The organism is Bacteroidota bacterium, assembly GCA_020161395.1.
In the GTDB taxonomy this organism is placed as follows: Bacteria; Bacteroidota; Ignavibacteria; order Ignavibacteriales; family Ignavibacteriaceae; genus UTCHB3.
In genome coordinates this window covers 115,299-128,551 of the sequence record JAIUOE010000004.1, presented here as the reverse complement: position 1 = coordinate 128,551, position 13,253 = coordinate 115,299, and the positions used below count along the sequence as shown (strand labels likewise).

Sequence of the window (13,253 nt, the reverse complement as noted above, 5' to 3'; positions counted from 1 at the left end):
AGGCAAAATCGAGTAGAAAAGATGAATAAAATGGTCGGAACGGCGGGATTTGAACCCGCGACCCCTACTACCCCAAAGTAGTGCGCTACCGGGCTGCGCTACGTTCCGAAAATTAAAGTTTTGTTCTTAATATTTCCAAAAAGTTTTTTATCTCAACCAGATCTTTATAAAGTTCCGATTTATCATCGGATACTTCTTTTTCCTGATCAGCTTCAAAAAGACTGCTCTCATCAGGCTCATCATCATGAACCTGGAACTCTTCTCTTTTGAGTTCTTCAAGTGACGGGGTTTTTCCCTTGTACTGATCGGCAAGTACCTTTTTAGCACCTTCGATAGTATATTTCTGATCCCGCAACAAACTTTTGATAAAAAGTATGGTTTCGATTTCTTTATTGGTATAAATTCTGTTCCCGGCTCTGTTCTTTTGAGGTCTCAGTTGCTCGAAAACATTTTCCCAAAAACGGAGCACATATTGCTCCACATCGGTTATTTTACTGACTTCACTAATCGAATAGTAAAGCTTCTTGATGTTAAAATCTTTCATCAGAACCGTAAAAATTTAGATTACAAATGTATAAAAATAGTCAGACAAAGCAAAATTCAATATTCTGACGGTTAATTATTCTCTTTGCTGATAATGTCAAGAATCTCGGAGAAATCGTTTAATTCGTAATCAGCGTTGTGGAACGGGGTATTAAATGTGTCTCCATACTTGGCAAAAGCAGTCTTTATGCCAATATTAGCAGCACCGACAATATCCCTTTCTGCCCAGTCGCCGACCATTAGAGCCTCTGCGGGCTCGACATTCAATTTTCTTAAGATGGCTTTAAAAGGAACCGGACTTGGTTTCCTCTCCCCGGTTTCATCGAATGTAACCACTTCGTCAAAAATATGGTGGAAATTTAAATAAGCGAGTCTCAGCCAGGCTTCCTTGCTCGGCGCATCTGAAAGAATCCCCAGTTTAATTCCCATTTTAACAAGTTGATTTAAACTCGAATAGACATGAGGATAAGGAATCAGGTTTGCCTCCCTTGCTTTTCGATATGCAACGATTCCCGCACTCAAAATTTTATGGTCGATTCTGCCAAGTTGCTTGGTAAGAAAGAGGTCAAAAACCTGTTGATACTCAATCCCCTGCTCTTTATAAATCAGATCAATTTCCGCGGATGCACTTGAAAGGTCCATCTTTAGTCCGGCATCAATCATTGCTGTAAGAGCAGCCTCTATTGACAACCGTTTCATTTTCATAAAATCCACGAGTGTGTTGTCAAGATCAAAAATCACAGCTTTAATCATCTAAATCCTCTTTTATTTTACGAAATCTTTAATAATTTCAACGGCAGCAACATATCCTGTATCTTTAAAGCCCGAAATATAACCGTCACAGGCAGTCGCAGTCACAAGTCTCTGTCTGAAGTCCTCTCTGTTTGCCAAATGGGAGAGATGAACTTCCACTTTAATGGTTTTGATAAGCTCCAGAGCGTCTCTGATCACTACTGAAGTGTGGGCATAACCACCGGGATTAATTATTATGTGAATATCTTCTTTTCTTAATTTCTGAAGTTGTTCGACGATCTCTCCTTCGATATTGCTCTGAAAAAAGACGAACTCGATTTCAGGAAATGTCGTCTTCAGTTTTGCCTCAATCGATGCCAGAGTCGTAGAGCCGTATTTTGATTCATCCCTTTCACCGAGAAGGTTGAGATTCGCCCCGTTGATAACCGCAATTTTCATTTCATTTCCGCCATTGAATCGATAAATTCCCTGATTCTCGGTGAAGTATAAATTGAATCAACGCCAAGATCTTTAAGCGCAGAAGCAAGAATATTCGCTCTTCTTTGTTCACCGGCATTTTTATTGATCACTATCACTTTCGATTCCTTCAGGATACAATACCCGCCCCTAAAGTCACCTTTCTCAAATCTGACTGTCGCACCAAGCTGGAATGCCAGATCCTTGAGTTCATTGATGAGTGATTCCAACTCTTTTTCTTTTATCTTCATTTACAGCGATTTAATAATCTAAAACTTCAGGAAAAGTTAATAAATTGCATATCCATAATAATTTAGATATTCTGAAAACACAAAATAATAAAATCTTATGAATATTGCCTCAATTGACACCGGTACAAATACAGTTCTTTTACTTATCGCTTCAACAGATTCAGGGAAAAACCTCAAAGTGGTGAAGGAAATTCACAAGATGCCCCGTATGGGTGAGGATGTTTTTAAATCAGGCTTGATCAAAGAGGAGAAGATTATTGAACTGTGCAACATCTATTCCTCTTACAGGAGGGAGTGCGATGAAAATGGCGTCACAAAAATCATCGCCTGTGGCACAAATGTTTTCAGGATTGCGAAGAACAGCGATGAAGTGATTCGACGGGTGTATGAAGCATCCGGAATTGAACTTAACATAATCTCCGGTGATCTTGAAGCTGACTGTTCGTATCTGGGGGCAACTGCTGATTTTGACAGAAATGAAAGGATAGTTGTTATCGACATCGGAGGTGGCAGTAGTGAAGTAACCTGTAAGGAAGGAAACAATCTGATATTTCAAAAAAGTTTTAGCATAGGTGTCGTAACACTACGAGAGAATTTCCTTGGTGAAGGGATGGTAACCTCAGAAAATAGTGAGATGCTGGAACAATTTTGTGATAATTTCTTTGATGAATTAACAAAAATAGATCAGCTTCCTGCGAAAGCGATCTCAATCGCAGGAACACCTACAACCATTTTCTCCCTATACAAAAAATATCCTGAATTCTATGGAGAGAAGATTCACAAGCAATTTCTAACAATTGAAAACATTGATGAAGTGCTGAAAAGTCTCCACAAAATTCCGTTTAGTGATTATGGTAAATTCGGAAAAATAGTAAAAGGACGGGAAGACCTTCTCGCTGCCGGTGCGATAGTTCTAAAAACAATATTGAAAAAAACGGGACTTACAGGTACTTTTGTTTCAGTAACCGGACTTCGATACGGCATTATTCTCAAATATCTCCAAAATCCTGATGACTGGTCAGGTAACGGTTCCTAAGACTTCTGATAAGTATTTTGAATTATCGTATTCTCAGGTGGTCTTGTTTCATCCGTTAATGGATAATCGAGTGTGTAGTGCAGTCCCCTGCTCTCTTTTCGAAGCACAGCAGACTTAACAACCAGGTACCCCGAAGTTACGAGATTTCTCAACTCGATCAGGGAATCAAAAACTTTTGTCTTCTTGTAAAACTCCTCAATTTCGTTGTAGAGAAGGTTGATCCTTCTTGAAGCAAAATCGAGCCGAAGATTTGACCGTACGATTCCAACATAATCTGACATCAGTTGTTTCAACTCCCTTGCACCGTGTGTAATCAGAACCTTTTCATCAGCAGTCAGCGTACCCGAATCATCCCAATCAGGAATATGCTCTGCACATCCGGGAAAATCATTAATGTTTTTTCTGATATCATTTGCTGCCCTTTGAGCGAATACCAATGCCTCAAGAAGAGAATTGCTCGCTAAACGGTTTGCCCCGTGTACTCCGGTCATCGACACTTCACCCACAGCATACAACCCGGTTAGGGTTGTCCTGGAATATTCATCCACACATACACCCCCGCAGATATAATGCGCTGCGGGAACCACCGGAATGTAGTCACTGGTGATGTCGACTCCCCGATTTAGACAGTTCTGATAGATGTTAGGAAAATGATCGAGAATTTGAGACTTCTCTTTGTGTGTGATATCGAGGTAGACAAAATCCTCTCCCTTCTTTTTCATCTCGGTATCGATAGCTCTGGCAACGATGTCCCTGGGAGCAAGTTCCTTCCTCGGATCATACCTGTGCATGAATGCATCACCCGAACCGTTCCTCAAGATTCCACCAAAACCTCTTACGGCTTCCGAGATCAAAAAGGAGTGAGTAGCTTTGTTGTCAGGTTTCGGATCATAAAAAGAAGTTGGATGAAACTGAATGAATTCCATGTTGCCCATTTTCGCACCGGCCCTGTAAGCCATTGCAAAACCGTCACCGGTAGCGATTGAAGGATTCGTTGTATGAAAATAAACCTGACCAATTCCGCCGGTTGCAAGAATTGTAGCTTTTGAGGTGATTTTAATTACTTTACCGGAACTGTTCTCTAAAACATAAGCTCCCCAACAGTGTCTGCTGCTGATAGGGAGATGTCGTAAATTCGTAACATTATGTTCTGTAATAAGATCGATCGCAAGGGTGTTCTCGATAATTTTAATATTCGGGGTATTTGCTGCTTTTTCAATTAAAGCTCTCTCAACCTCTTTTCCTGTGAGATCCTTTGCATGAACAATCCTGCTGAATGAGTGTCCGCCCTCTCTGACAAGGTCAAGCTTTCCATCCTTCAGAGTAAATCCGGTTCCGATTTCTACAAGTTCCATTATTCTTTCGGGACCCTCTTTAACAAGTATCTCAACGGTTTTTCTATCACAAAGTCCCGCACCTGCTATCAGTGTATCCTTGATGTGGTTCTCAAATGAATCATTGGGGTCAAGAACAGACGCAATACCACCTTGAGCGTAGTTTGTATTGGATTCACTTTTATCTTTTTTGGTAACTAATATTACTTCAGCAAATTCAGAAATTTTTATGGCGCTGTAAAGACCCGCAATTCCACTTCCTATTACCAAAACATCAGTTTTGAAATTCATTATTAACCTGCCTGATTGAAATTCAAATAATTAATTGTCAGAAAACAAATTAGAGAATAACCTGACATCATCAAAAACGAGATGACAAGTGCCGTTATCCTCTTAATTCCAAATCTGTGAAATAAAGCCGTATTCAGAGCAAGAGTCCAACCAATAAAAACTACCTCCAGCAAGATAAACATGACTCCGAATGATTGCTTAAAGTCGAGAGGAGAAGGTTGTTTGTTAAACAGGAAACCCCCGTAAATTATGAATTCAAAAAATATAAGAAGTAAGGCACTCATTGCAACGGGAGAATATGAATAACTGACACCCGCCATCAAATCCCTCCATTTCAGTTTCAGGGCACGGAAATTTCCTGTTTTAAGAATGATCAACGGCAAAATTAGAAATACACTCAGTAGCAGAAGATACTGGAAATAAAGCATCAGTACTTTGTCAAACTGATATTCATTGAAGTGGAATGAGAAAAGCAAGGTGAGAAAAAAATACTTCATGACTGCAAAAACCACGAAAAAGGAAGTAAAATTTTTATTCTCAGCGAAGATTATTTTATCGAATGTTTCGCCGGGGTGATCGATGATTCCGGATAGTGTTTCCCACAAGTCGATGTTGGCAACTCTGTCGCGGAGAATGTTTCCACAATCTGTACAATCATGGTTGAATCGCGAATTTTCCGTCCCGCACCCGGGACAGATTGTCATAGCAGGGATCATATTGATCAAAACTTAAATTTGAAATTTAGCTGTTTACTGCCTGTATTGAAATTTTCCGATACATCAAAATCGAATAAACTCGCATCAACATATGCGTCAAGCAGGTTGGCTAAATAAGCAATTCCAATATAAATAACAAATAAATCTCTTTGATCGCGATAAAAATCCCTTAAACGGCGATAACTCTCGATAGAAAAACCTGACTGAACATAGAGGCTCTTGTAATCAGAGTAGTTATTGTTGTTAATTACATAGTTATACGCAAGCCAGCCAAAGACTCCCCAGAAGACAGGGATCTTCCAGTAAGACTCGTTGTAGTACTGTCCCCACCCGGGCAGAATCGCACTTTTCCAAACCGCAGTCATTGGATTTTTAGTGGGCACATAAATATCAGAGTTTCCAACAGTATCCATCACAATACCCGGAACTCCTTTATTCAAAGATGTGGAGTCAGTCTTGGTTGTGTCAATCCCCTGCCCTGAAAGGCTTACTGAGAGCAGGAGTATAAAACCTGTGAGGCTATATATGATTTTTTTCAATTATCTCAAAAAGTTCGATCAGCCTGTCAAGCTCATCATTTGAATAAAACTGGATTACAATATCTCCCGTGCCGTCAGGTTTTTGTGTGCAGGTTATTTTTGTCGCAAGCAATTTCCGCAGGTAGTCCTCAATTGAATTTAAAGCCGCTGTATTTCTCGGTTTTGGCTTTTCAGGAAGCCTTGTCAATTTGGGTGAAGAAGGCTTTGACATCTTTTTTACGAGCTCTTCCACTTTCCTTACAGAAAGTCCCTCGTCCTTAATTTTGTCAAAAGCATGAAGCTGGAGAGATTCACCCGGAAGATTGATCAACGCCCGTGCGTGTCCGACTGTAATTTCGTCTTCAATTAACGACTGCTGTATTTTGTCGGGGAGTTTGAGCAGTCTTATTGAATTTGCGACAGTGGATCTGTTCTTGCCGACCCGTTCAGCAATTTCCTCCTGTGTGAGGTCGCACTCTTCCATAAGTCTTTTATATGCCAAACCTTCCTCAATCGGGTTGAGCCGTTCTCTCTGAATATTTTCAATGAGTGCCATGGCAAGCATAACCTCGTCAGAGGAGACTTCCATTATATAAGCAGGAATCTCTGAGAGCCCCAATTCCCTGAAAGCTCGTAAACGACGCTCACCTGAAATCAGTTCATAGCTGTTCTTGCCGACATTTCTTACTGTAACCGGCTGGATCAGTCCATTGGACTGAATCGATTTCTTCAGATCTTCAAGAGACTGGCGGTCAAAATTTGTTCGGGGCTGAAAAGGATTCGGTCTAATCTGCATAATTGGCAATTTCACAATCGAATCAGCCGTCTGCGTTTCCTTTCTCTCCACTTCCTGAGTCTGATAATTCTCACCATTTCTATTCCCCATCAATGCTTCGAGCCCTCTGCCGAGGCCGGTTTTTCCTTTACTCATCACCTTTTACTGTTCCTTCCCAAAAATTCCTGAGCCAGTTCGATGTAGTTTTTTGCACCATTTGAAAGTGCATCGTACATCAGAACAGGTTTTCCAAAACTTGGTGCCTCTGAAACCCTGACATTTCTGTGAATTTTTGTAGTAAAAACTTTGTCTTCGAAATATTTTCGTACTTCCTCAGCCACCTGTTCGGAGAGTTTCAACCTTGAATCATACATGGTAAGCAAAACTCCCTCGATTGTCAAATGTTTGTTGAACCGTTCCTTCACCAAAGCAATTGTTCTAAGCAGTTGACCAAGTCCTTCAAGAGCAAAATACTCGCACTGGACAGGGATAAGTACTGAATCACTCGCTGCAAGCGCGTTCAAAGTAAGGATTCCGAGCGTCGGAGGGCAGTCGATGAAGATATAATCGTATTTTGACTTTGCTTCCTTAATTCGCTCTTTTAGGATGAATTCTCTTCTCTCCATCTCAAGTAATTCAATTTCAGCGCCAACAAGATCTATTGTTGCCGGGATCAGATCGAGGAAAGGTATCACTTCTTTAACAATTGTGTCGGAAAAACCGACAGACCCGACGAGCAGGTCATAGATGGAAGGTTGAGTGTTGGGGAAACTCAAACCTGATGATGAATTCCCTTGAGGGTCAATATCTATAACTAATATTTTCTTTTCAGCAACCGCGAGCGAAGCAGAAAGGTTGATTGCAGTGGTCGTCTTCCCCACTCCACCCTTCTGATTCGCCACGGATATTATTTTACCATGCATAATTTTTACTTCTGTTCCTGATATCTTCTGAATCTGTCATAAAGATATTTCTTCTCCAAATTTGAGAATCGTACAATTTTTGTTTACAGATTCAAGTTTTCGTTTAAAATCTTCGGGATCATTTTCGATCACGGGAAATGTGTTGAAGTGGAGGGGTATTGCCACTTTTGGATCGGCAAATTCTACTGCCACTACCGCATCATCGATTCCCATCGTGTAATTATCACCAATCGGGAGTAACATGTAATCAATTTTATTCAATTCACCGATAAGTTTCATGTCACTAAACAATCCTGTGTCACCGGTGTGATAGACTGTTAAACCATCAGCGGTGAGAATCACACCAACAGGGTTGCCACCATATCTTCCATCAGGATAAGAACTTCCATGATGGGCAATTGTAAACTTTACCCTGCCAAATTCAAAATTGAACCCGCCACCAATATGCATTGTGTGGACTTTCAATCCCTCTTCCGCGAGAATATTTCCAAGCTCGAAAACGCAGATTACGGTTGCATTACATCGTTTGGCGATTGAAACGGTGTCACCTACATGGTCACCGTGAGCATGTGTTAAAATGATATATTCGGCATCAACTTCATCAGCTTTCACCGGTGAAACGGGATTTCCGTCCAAAAACGGGTCGATAAGTATCCGGATGCCATTTGTGGTGGTAAAGAGGCATGCAGAATGCCCAAAAAATCGCAGTTTCATTTTAGTAATCTTTCAAAGGTTTGAGTATTTGACTCACAAATTTAACAGTTGTTTCCATATTTTTCATTTTACTTTTTTCTTCCCCATAAATTGTCGGAATATCAACCCATCCAAATGAAGCCTGTTTTTTTGCTGCTCTTATTATCATTTCCGTTTCGGCAATATAACCTTTTTCAGCAGGAATTATTTCCTTTAGCAGACTTGCTCTTATTCCACGGAAACCGGACTGACTGTCAATTATTCTGACACCGGTTTTCCTTGACAGCAAAAATGAAGAGACAGAATTACTTATAACTCTTGAGATGGGCATAATGCCCGGTCTGATTTTCCGCTTCCCGATCACAAAATCAAAATTCTCCAATTCAGCGAGAAAATACGGAATGTATTTTGGCGGATGTTGCAAATCACCGTCCAATGTAATTATTTTTTTGAAACCTCTTTCCAAAGCTGACTTAAATCCTGTAACAAGAGCGTTTCCCTTGCCCGAATTTGGTTCGATTCTTAATATCTCCACACCCTCCATTCCCCCGATAAGCTCTGCACTTCCGTCAGTGGAGCCGTCATCCACAGCTATAACTACCGGTGAATATTCGAGTGATTGTTTCACCACTTCGAAAATGAAGCGTTTTTCGTTAAAGAAAGGGATGACAACGCAGTAGCTCATTTTCTTGAGAAAACCCGTCTAAGTAAGGTATCTTTTGTCGATTCTTCTTTAATTAGTGATTTTTTAAGAATATTTGTGAGCGACTCTCTGGTCAGTCCGCGGGTCAGTGTTCCATTTAGAGCAACGGAGATGGTCCTTGTTTCCTCCGAAACGATAATTACAAGCGAATCGTATTCCGCAGAATGTGTCAAGCCCGCTTTATGCCTCATCCCGGTACCTTCTTCACTGAAATGTTCCTCCTTCGAAAACGGGATTGAGCATCGTGCAGCAACTATTACATCATCACGAACAACTACTGCTCCATCGTGGAGCGGCGAGCCTGGAACAAATATCGACCGTAGAAGCATTGTCGAAACCTTCGCATTAACTTCAGTTCCACTTTCAATAAGCTGTCTGAGATCATTCTCTTTCTCGACAATGATCAAAGCACCGTGACCGACATTTGACAGAGCAATCGCAGCATTGGTTAGTACTTCTACAAGTCCCGGATTGTTTTTATCTCTTCTGAATGCCTGAAACAACGGATTCGAAGCGAGTGATGCCAAAAAACGCCTTATCTCGGGTTGGAAAAGAATAATAAAAGCGATCAGCCAGATATCGGTAATAACCTTAAGGATGATGCTTACAGCTTTTAGATTAAGGGCTTGTGAGATCAGGAAGAGTACAAGAATTATTACCAGACCAAATAGAATTTGACTGGCGATTGTTCCACGAAGAAGTTTGTAAATGTTATAAATAATCGCCGCAACAATGACAATATCAAGTAAATCGAGGAATCTGAAAGTAACGAACCCGATTTGGAAAAGATCAAACATTCAGACTCTCCAACATTCTCCTGTATTTCAGAGCGTTTTCGATATTGTGTGTCCTTATATACCGAACTCCTTTTAGCGCAACGAAGAATTCATATATTGCAGATGGGAAATCCCGCTCAGAGGTATCAAGATTCAGATATTTTCCGATGAAGGATTTCCTTGAGAGACCAACTAAAACATCAAAGCCGTTATTCGTGAACTTATCAATGTTCGAGATAATTTGGAGATTTTGCTCGACTGTCTTGCCAAAACCAATACCCGGATCGATTATCACTTCACTGATTCCTTCACCTTCAGCTTCTTTTGCTCTTGATAAAAGCCAGCCTTTCACATCATTCACAACATCACTGTAGGTGGTCATTTGCTGCATTACCGAAGGTCTCCCGGGTGTATGCATCAAAATATATTTTGCCTTGGAACCCGCAACAACCTTCCACATTTCTGCATCAAAAGTGCCTCCGCTTATGTCGTTGACGAATGTTACGCCCTCATCGAGCGCAGCTTTGGCAACTTCACTTTTGTATGTATCAATTGAGATTGCTGCATCAGGTATTTCCCTGAGGATCCCTTTAATTACAGGAATCGTCCGTCTGATTTCTTCCCCGGCAGTTACTTCTTCTGCACCGGGCCGCGTCGACTCACCACCTATATCGATGATGTCCACACCCCGGTGCAAAACTTCGAGCGAATAGCGAATGGCATCTACAGCGGAAAAATAAAGTCCGCCATCTGAAAAAGAATCAGGTGTTACATTGACAATTCCTGCAATCTTCAAATTTGTCACGATACTCAGGTTAGTCCAGCATTCTCTTATATTTGATATTTCCCTGATGAATTGTCATTTCCACTTCAAACTCATCATTCATCACTACAATATCTGCGTCTTTTCCTACAGCGAGGATACCTTTTCTGTCTTCAATGTTCAGAACCTTTGCGCCATTCAATGAAGCCATTCTGACAGATTCAGTCACTTTTGCATTAGCTTTTTTAATCATGTTTTTGATCGCACGATTTAAGGTAAGCGTACTTCCTGCGAGAGTGCCGTCAGACAAAAATGCCTTGCTGCCTTTCATGTAAACTTTCTGATCTGCAAATTCATACTCACCCTCGTGCATTCCACCGGCGCGAATGGAATCTGTTATCAGGATAATCCCGTTCGATCCCTTTAGCTTGAGCAGCAATTCCATAACCGCAGGGTGAACATGAAGTGTATCTGCTATCAGCTCTATTTTCAATTCATTTCGCAACATCGCACCCAATACCACCCCGGGATTTCTGTGGTGCAACGGAGTCATGGCGTTAAACATGTGGGTAACATGTGCAGCGCCGTGATCAATGGCAAGCTCAATGGTTTCATAGTTGGCTGTCGAGTGTCCGATTGAAAGGACGACACCCTTTAAAGCAGCAGCCCGCATTACCTGAAGTGATCCTTCAAGTTCAGGGGCAATTGTCATTATTTTTATAAGCCCGCGGGAAGCCTCCCACATTTCATCCCATGATTCGACTGATGGAGTCCAAAGGTATTCCTCGTTCATGGCACCCTTTAATACAGGGTTGAGGTATGGTCCTTCCATGTGGATTCCTATGATATTCGAATCAGGGTTGGCATGAATGTAATCAGCAATCCTCCTTAAATCAGCTAAAAGTTGATCTTTTGGTTTTGCATAGAGTGAAGCCAGAACCGTGGTTGATCCATGACGAATAAAATAATCAGCAACTATACCGATGCTAGAAGGATCTTCATCGGCAAAACCTTTTCCACCACCACCATGAACAAGGAGATCGACAAAACCGGGAGTTACAATGTTCCCGCTTACATCAATCACTTCGCATTCATCTGGAATTCTTACATCCGAGGCTTTTCCGATGTCAGATATCTGTCCATCCTGCATAACTATAGTGCCGTTTTTAACGATACGGAAGGGAGTGATTATCTCTCCGCCGATTAGTGCTAATTTCACAGTTTACCTCAACTATTTAAAATCTTTAAAAAATTATTCATTGACTCTTTAATATTCTTTGCGTTGTAAATCGATGACCCTGCTACGAATACTTCACAACCTGCGCTTGAAATTTCTTTGATATTCTCCTGATTTACTCCACCATCCACCTCAATCAGATAGTCGTAACCGTTCTCATTTTTCAGAGCGGCAAGCTTCTTTATCTTCTTAAGAGCATTAGGAATAAACTTTTGCCCACCGAACCCCGGATTTACCGACATTACAAGAATAAGGTCTGCCAGATTCAAGACCTCGGAGAGTGTTTCAACCGGAGTTGCAGGATTAATGGCAACACCGGCTTTCGCTCCGTATTCTTTGATGCGATTTAATGTTCTGTCGAGGTGAACAACTTCTTCCTGATGCACAGTAATGAAATCAGCACCCGCTTTTATAAAACCGGGAATCAGGGAGTCCGGATCCTCTACCATCAGATGGACATCTATCGGAAGTTCCGTTACTCGACGAACAGCTTCAACGATGATACTTCCAAAAGTAAGGTTTGGCACAAATTTTCCATCCATGATGTCACAATGAATGAAACCGGCACCGCCATTTTCAACAATTTTAATCTGTTTTTCAAGATTGGTAAAATCAGCGGATAAAATTGAGGGCGCCAAAATCTTTCGTATCACTGGATAATCTCCTCATCAGAATTTGATGCCGAAACTTCGAGATCGACTACCTCACCCTTCTTCACTTTAATTCCGGGGCTGATGCTTTGGCTGATCACAGATCCTGGAAGATGGTCAGGTGAAACGACCTCTTTTATGGTACCAACTTTTAGTCCGAGATCGGTAAGTTGTTTTATTGCTTCCTGCTTCGACAATTTCTTTAATCCGGGCATGGTCACCATATCTATGTCGGTACTCTGATCCTCCTCGGTTGATTTAAAATCGAGTGTATCAACAATAATTTCACCCGGCATATCAATTCTGATGTAAATCGAAGAACCCTCAGGAACTTTTTCACCCGGTTTACGGCTCTGCTCGAGAACGAGGGCCTGCAGGTCGGGTTCCGAGACTTTGTTTATCAGTCTGAGAAGCAGGTTTGAGGAAAGCAAAATCTGTTCAGCTTCTGCGTATGTTTTTCCAATCAGATCGGGAACCTCAACAGTCTGCCGGTTATCATTTGGACCGCTGCCTCTATAGCTTCCCACCCACAGTAAAATTACTCTTCCCTCTTTGACAATTTTACCATTAACCGGTTTCTGCTGAAGAATTTTACCATCTTTTGTGGGATCTGATACTTCGATCACATTTGAAACTGAGTAGTTTAAATCGATCGAGTCCAAAATATCGAGAGCCCGTTGCTTGTCCAGTCCGACAACATTTGGAACTTTTACTTCATCGCCGGAGACATAGAATGGCATGATTATTTTATCTATTGCAAAAAGAGAAATAAACAAACCGAGAACAATGTAGGATGCTCTTAGTAAAAGTGTGATTTTGCGAGTTTTTTTCATCA

Annotated in this window: 17 protein-coding genes and 1 tRNA gene; 1 reads left to right on the top strand and 17 read right to left on the bottom strand. The window is 41.2% G+C overall.

Annotation, left to right across the window (positions count from 1 at the left end):
• Nucleotides 1-31 precede the first annotated feature (31 nt).
• From LCH52_07885 to LCH52_07865, 5 genes are all read right to left on the bottom strand, one after another.
• Nucleotides 32-108, bottom strand: a tRNA-Pro gene (locus tag LCH52_07885).
• A gap of 4 nt (nt 109-112) precedes the next feature.
• Nucleotides 113-544, bottom strand: a complete 432-nt coding sequence (locus LCH52_07880) for a MerR family transcriptional regulator (GenBank protein MCA0388399.1) — start codon at nt 542-544, stop codon at nt 113-115.
• A gap of 71 nt (nt 545-615) precedes the next feature.
• A complete protein-coding gene (locus LCH52_07875) occupies nt 616-1,296 on the bottom strand; it encodes an HAD-IA family hydrolase (protein MCA0388398.1) in 681 nt (226 codons plus the stop codon).
• Between the two features lie 12 nt (nt 1,297-1,308).
• Nucleotides 1,309-1,734, bottom strand: a complete 426-nt coding sequence (locus LCH52_07870; protein ID MCA0388397.1) for a 3-dehydroquinate dehydratase — start codon at nt 1,732-1,734, stop codon at nt 1,309-1,311.
• Nucleotides 1,731-2,003, bottom strand: a complete 273-nt coding sequence (locus tag LCH52_07865) for a hypothetical protein (protein ID MCA0388396.1) — start codon at nt 2,001-2,003, stop codon at nt 1,731-1,733. The genes LCH52_07870 and LCH52_07865 overlap by 4 nt, the downstream gene beginning before the upstream one ends.
• 97 nt (nt 2,004-2,100) lie before the next feature.
• Here LCH52_07865 and LCH52_07860 point away from each other — a divergent pair, with 97 nt between their 5' ends.
• Nucleotides 2,101-3,039 (top strand): hypothetical protein, encoded by a 939-nt coding sequence (locus tag LCH52_07860; GenBank protein MCA0388395.1) that lies wholly within the window; start codon nt 2,101-2,103, stop codon nt 3,037-3,039.
• Here LCH52_07860 and nadB read toward each other — a convergent pair.
• The 12 genes from nadB to LCH52_07800 are packed head-to-tail and all read right to left on the bottom strand — an operon-like array spanning nt 3,036 to nt 13,251.
• Nucleotides 3,036-4,664, bottom strand: a complete 1,629-nt coding sequence (gene nadB, locus LCH52_07855) for an L-aspartate oxidase (protein MCA0388394.1) — start codon at nt 4,662-4,664, stop codon at nt 3,036-3,038. The two genes, LCH52_07860 and nadB, sit on opposite strands and share 4 nt — an antisense overlap.
• 2 nt (nt 4,665-4,666) lie before the next feature.
• Nucleotides 4,667-5,368 (bottom strand): hypothetical protein, encoded by a 702-nt coding sequence (locus LCH52_07850; GenBank protein ID MCA0388393.1) that lies wholly within the window; start codon nt 5,366-5,368, stop codon nt 4,667-4,669.
• A gap of 17 nt (nt 5,369-5,385) precedes the next feature.
• Nucleotides 5,386-5,919 carry a DUF5683 domain-containing protein gene (locus LCH52_07845; GenBank protein MCA0388392.1) on the bottom strand — a complete coding sequence of 178 codons (534 nt, stop codon included), beginning with the start codon at nt 5,917-5,919 and terminating at the stop codon, nt 5,386-5,388.
• A complete protein-coding gene (locus tag LCH52_07840; protein ID MCA0388391.1) occupies nt 5,900-6,829 on the bottom strand; it encodes a ParB/RepB/Spo0J family partition protein in 930 nt (309 codons plus the stop codon). The genes LCH52_07845 and LCH52_07840 overlap by 20 nt, the downstream gene beginning before the upstream one ends.
• Nucleotides 6,829-7,596 carry an AAA family ATPase gene (locus LCH52_07835; protein MCA0388390.1) on the bottom strand — a complete coding sequence of 256 codons (768 nt, stop codon included), beginning with the start codon at nt 7,594-7,596 and terminating at the stop codon, nt 6,829-6,831. The genes LCH52_07840 and LCH52_07835 overlap by 1 nt, the downstream gene beginning before the upstream one ends.
• A gap of 36 nt (nt 7,597-7,632) precedes the next feature.
• Nucleotides 7,633-8,310 (bottom strand): metal-dependent hydrolase, encoded by a 678-nt coding sequence (locus tag LCH52_07830; GenBank protein MCA0388389.1) that lies wholly within the window; start codon nt 8,308-8,310, stop codon nt 7,633-7,635.
• Nucleotide 8,311: 1 nt separating this feature from the next.
• A complete protein-coding gene (locus tag LCH52_07825; GenBank protein ID MCA0388388.1) occupies nt 8,312-8,974 on the bottom strand; it encodes a glycosyltransferase family 2 protein in 663 nt (220 codons plus the stop codon).
• Nucleotides 8,971-9,789, bottom strand: a complete 819-nt coding sequence (gene cdaA, locus LCH52_07820; protein ID MCA0388387.1) for a diadenylate cyclase CdaA — start codon at nt 9,787-9,789, stop codon at nt 8,971-8,973. The genes LCH52_07825 and cdaA overlap by 4 nt, the downstream gene beginning before the upstream one ends.
• Complete coding sequence (gene folP, locus LCH52_07815; protein MCA0388386.1) at nt 9,782-10,573, bottom strand: dihydropteroate synthase; 792 nt, start codon at nt 10,571-10,573, stop codon at nt 9,782-9,784. Before folP ends, cdaA begins: the two co-directional genes overlap by 8 nt.
• Nucleotides 10,574-10,583: 10 nt before the next feature.
• The gene (gene nagA / locus LCH52_07810; protein MCA0388385.1) at nt 10,584-11,750 is read right to left on the bottom strand and encodes an N-acetylglucosamine-6-phosphate deacetylase; all 1,167 of its coding nucleotides are present in this window, start codon (nt 11,748-11,750) and stop codon (nt 10,584-10,586) included.
• An 8-nt stretch (nt 11,751-11,758) separates the two neighbouring features.
• Nucleotides 11,759-12,418: a ribulose-phosphate 3-epimerase gene (gene rpe / locus LCH52_07805; protein ID MCA0388384.1), complete on the bottom strand. Its 660-nt coding sequence runs from the start codon at nt 12,416-12,418 to the stop codon at nt 11,759-11,761.
• Nucleotides 12,418-13,251, bottom strand: a complete 834-nt coding sequence (locus tag LCH52_07800; protein MCA0388383.1) for a PASTA domain-containing protein — start codon at nt 13,249-13,251, stop codon at nt 12,418-12,420. The genes rpe and LCH52_07800 overlap by 1 nt, the downstream gene beginning before the upstream one ends.
• Nucleotides 13,252-13,253: the final 2 nt, after the last annotated feature.

Bases quoted from the DNA above. Each gene is read 5' to 3' on its own strand.
- LCH52_07860 (MCA0388395.1), top strand. From the start codon at position 2,101: ATGAATATTGCCTCAATTGACACCGGTACAAATACAGTTCTTTTACTT.
- LCH52_07865 (MCA0388396.1), bottom strand. From the start codon at position 2,003: ATGAAGATAAAAGAAAAAGAGTTGGAATCACTCATCAATGAACTCAAG.
- LCH52_07800 (MCA0388383.1), bottom strand. From the start codon at position 13,251: ATGAAAAAAACTCGCAAAATCACACTTTTACTAAGAGCATCCTACATT.
- cdaA (MCA0388387.1), bottom strand. From the start codon at position 9,789: ATGTTTGATCTTTTCCAAATCGGGTTCGTTACTTTCAGATTCCTCGAT.
- LCH52_07850 (MCA0388393.1), bottom strand. From the start codon at position 5,368: ATGACAATCTGTCCCGGGTGCGGGACGGAAAATTCGCGATTCAACCAT.
- nadB (MCA0388394.1), bottom strand. From the start codon at position 4,664: ATGAATTTCAAAACTGATGTTTTGGTAATAGGAAGTGGAATTGCGGGT.
- LCH52_07830 (MCA0388389.1), bottom strand. From the start codon at position 8,310: ATGAAACTGCGATTTTTTGGGCATTCTGCATGCCTCTTTACCACCACA.
- LCH52_07835 (MCA0388390.1), bottom strand. From the start codon at position 7,596: ATGCATGGTAAAATAATATCCGTGGCGAATCAGAAGGGTGGAGTGGGG.
- LCH52_07825 (MCA0388388.1), bottom strand. From the start codon at position 8,974: ATGAGCTACTGCGTTGTCATCCCTTTCTTTAACGAAAAACGCTTCATT.
- LCH52_07870 (MCA0388397.1), bottom strand. From the start codon at position 1,734: ATGAAAATTGCGGTTATCAACGGGGCGAATCTCAACCTTCTCGGTGAA.
- LCH52_07840 (MCA0388391.1), bottom strand. From the start codon at position 6,829: ATGAGTAAAGGAAAAACCGGCCTCGGCAGAGGGCTCGAAGCATTGATG.
- LCH52_07875 (MCA0388398.1), bottom strand. From the start codon at position 1,296: ATGATTAAAGCTGTGATTTTTGATCTTGACAACACACTCGTGGATTTT.
- LCH52_07880 (MCA0388399.1), bottom strand. From the start codon at position 544: ATGAAAGATTTTAACATCAAGAAGCTTTACTATTCGATTAGTGAAGTC.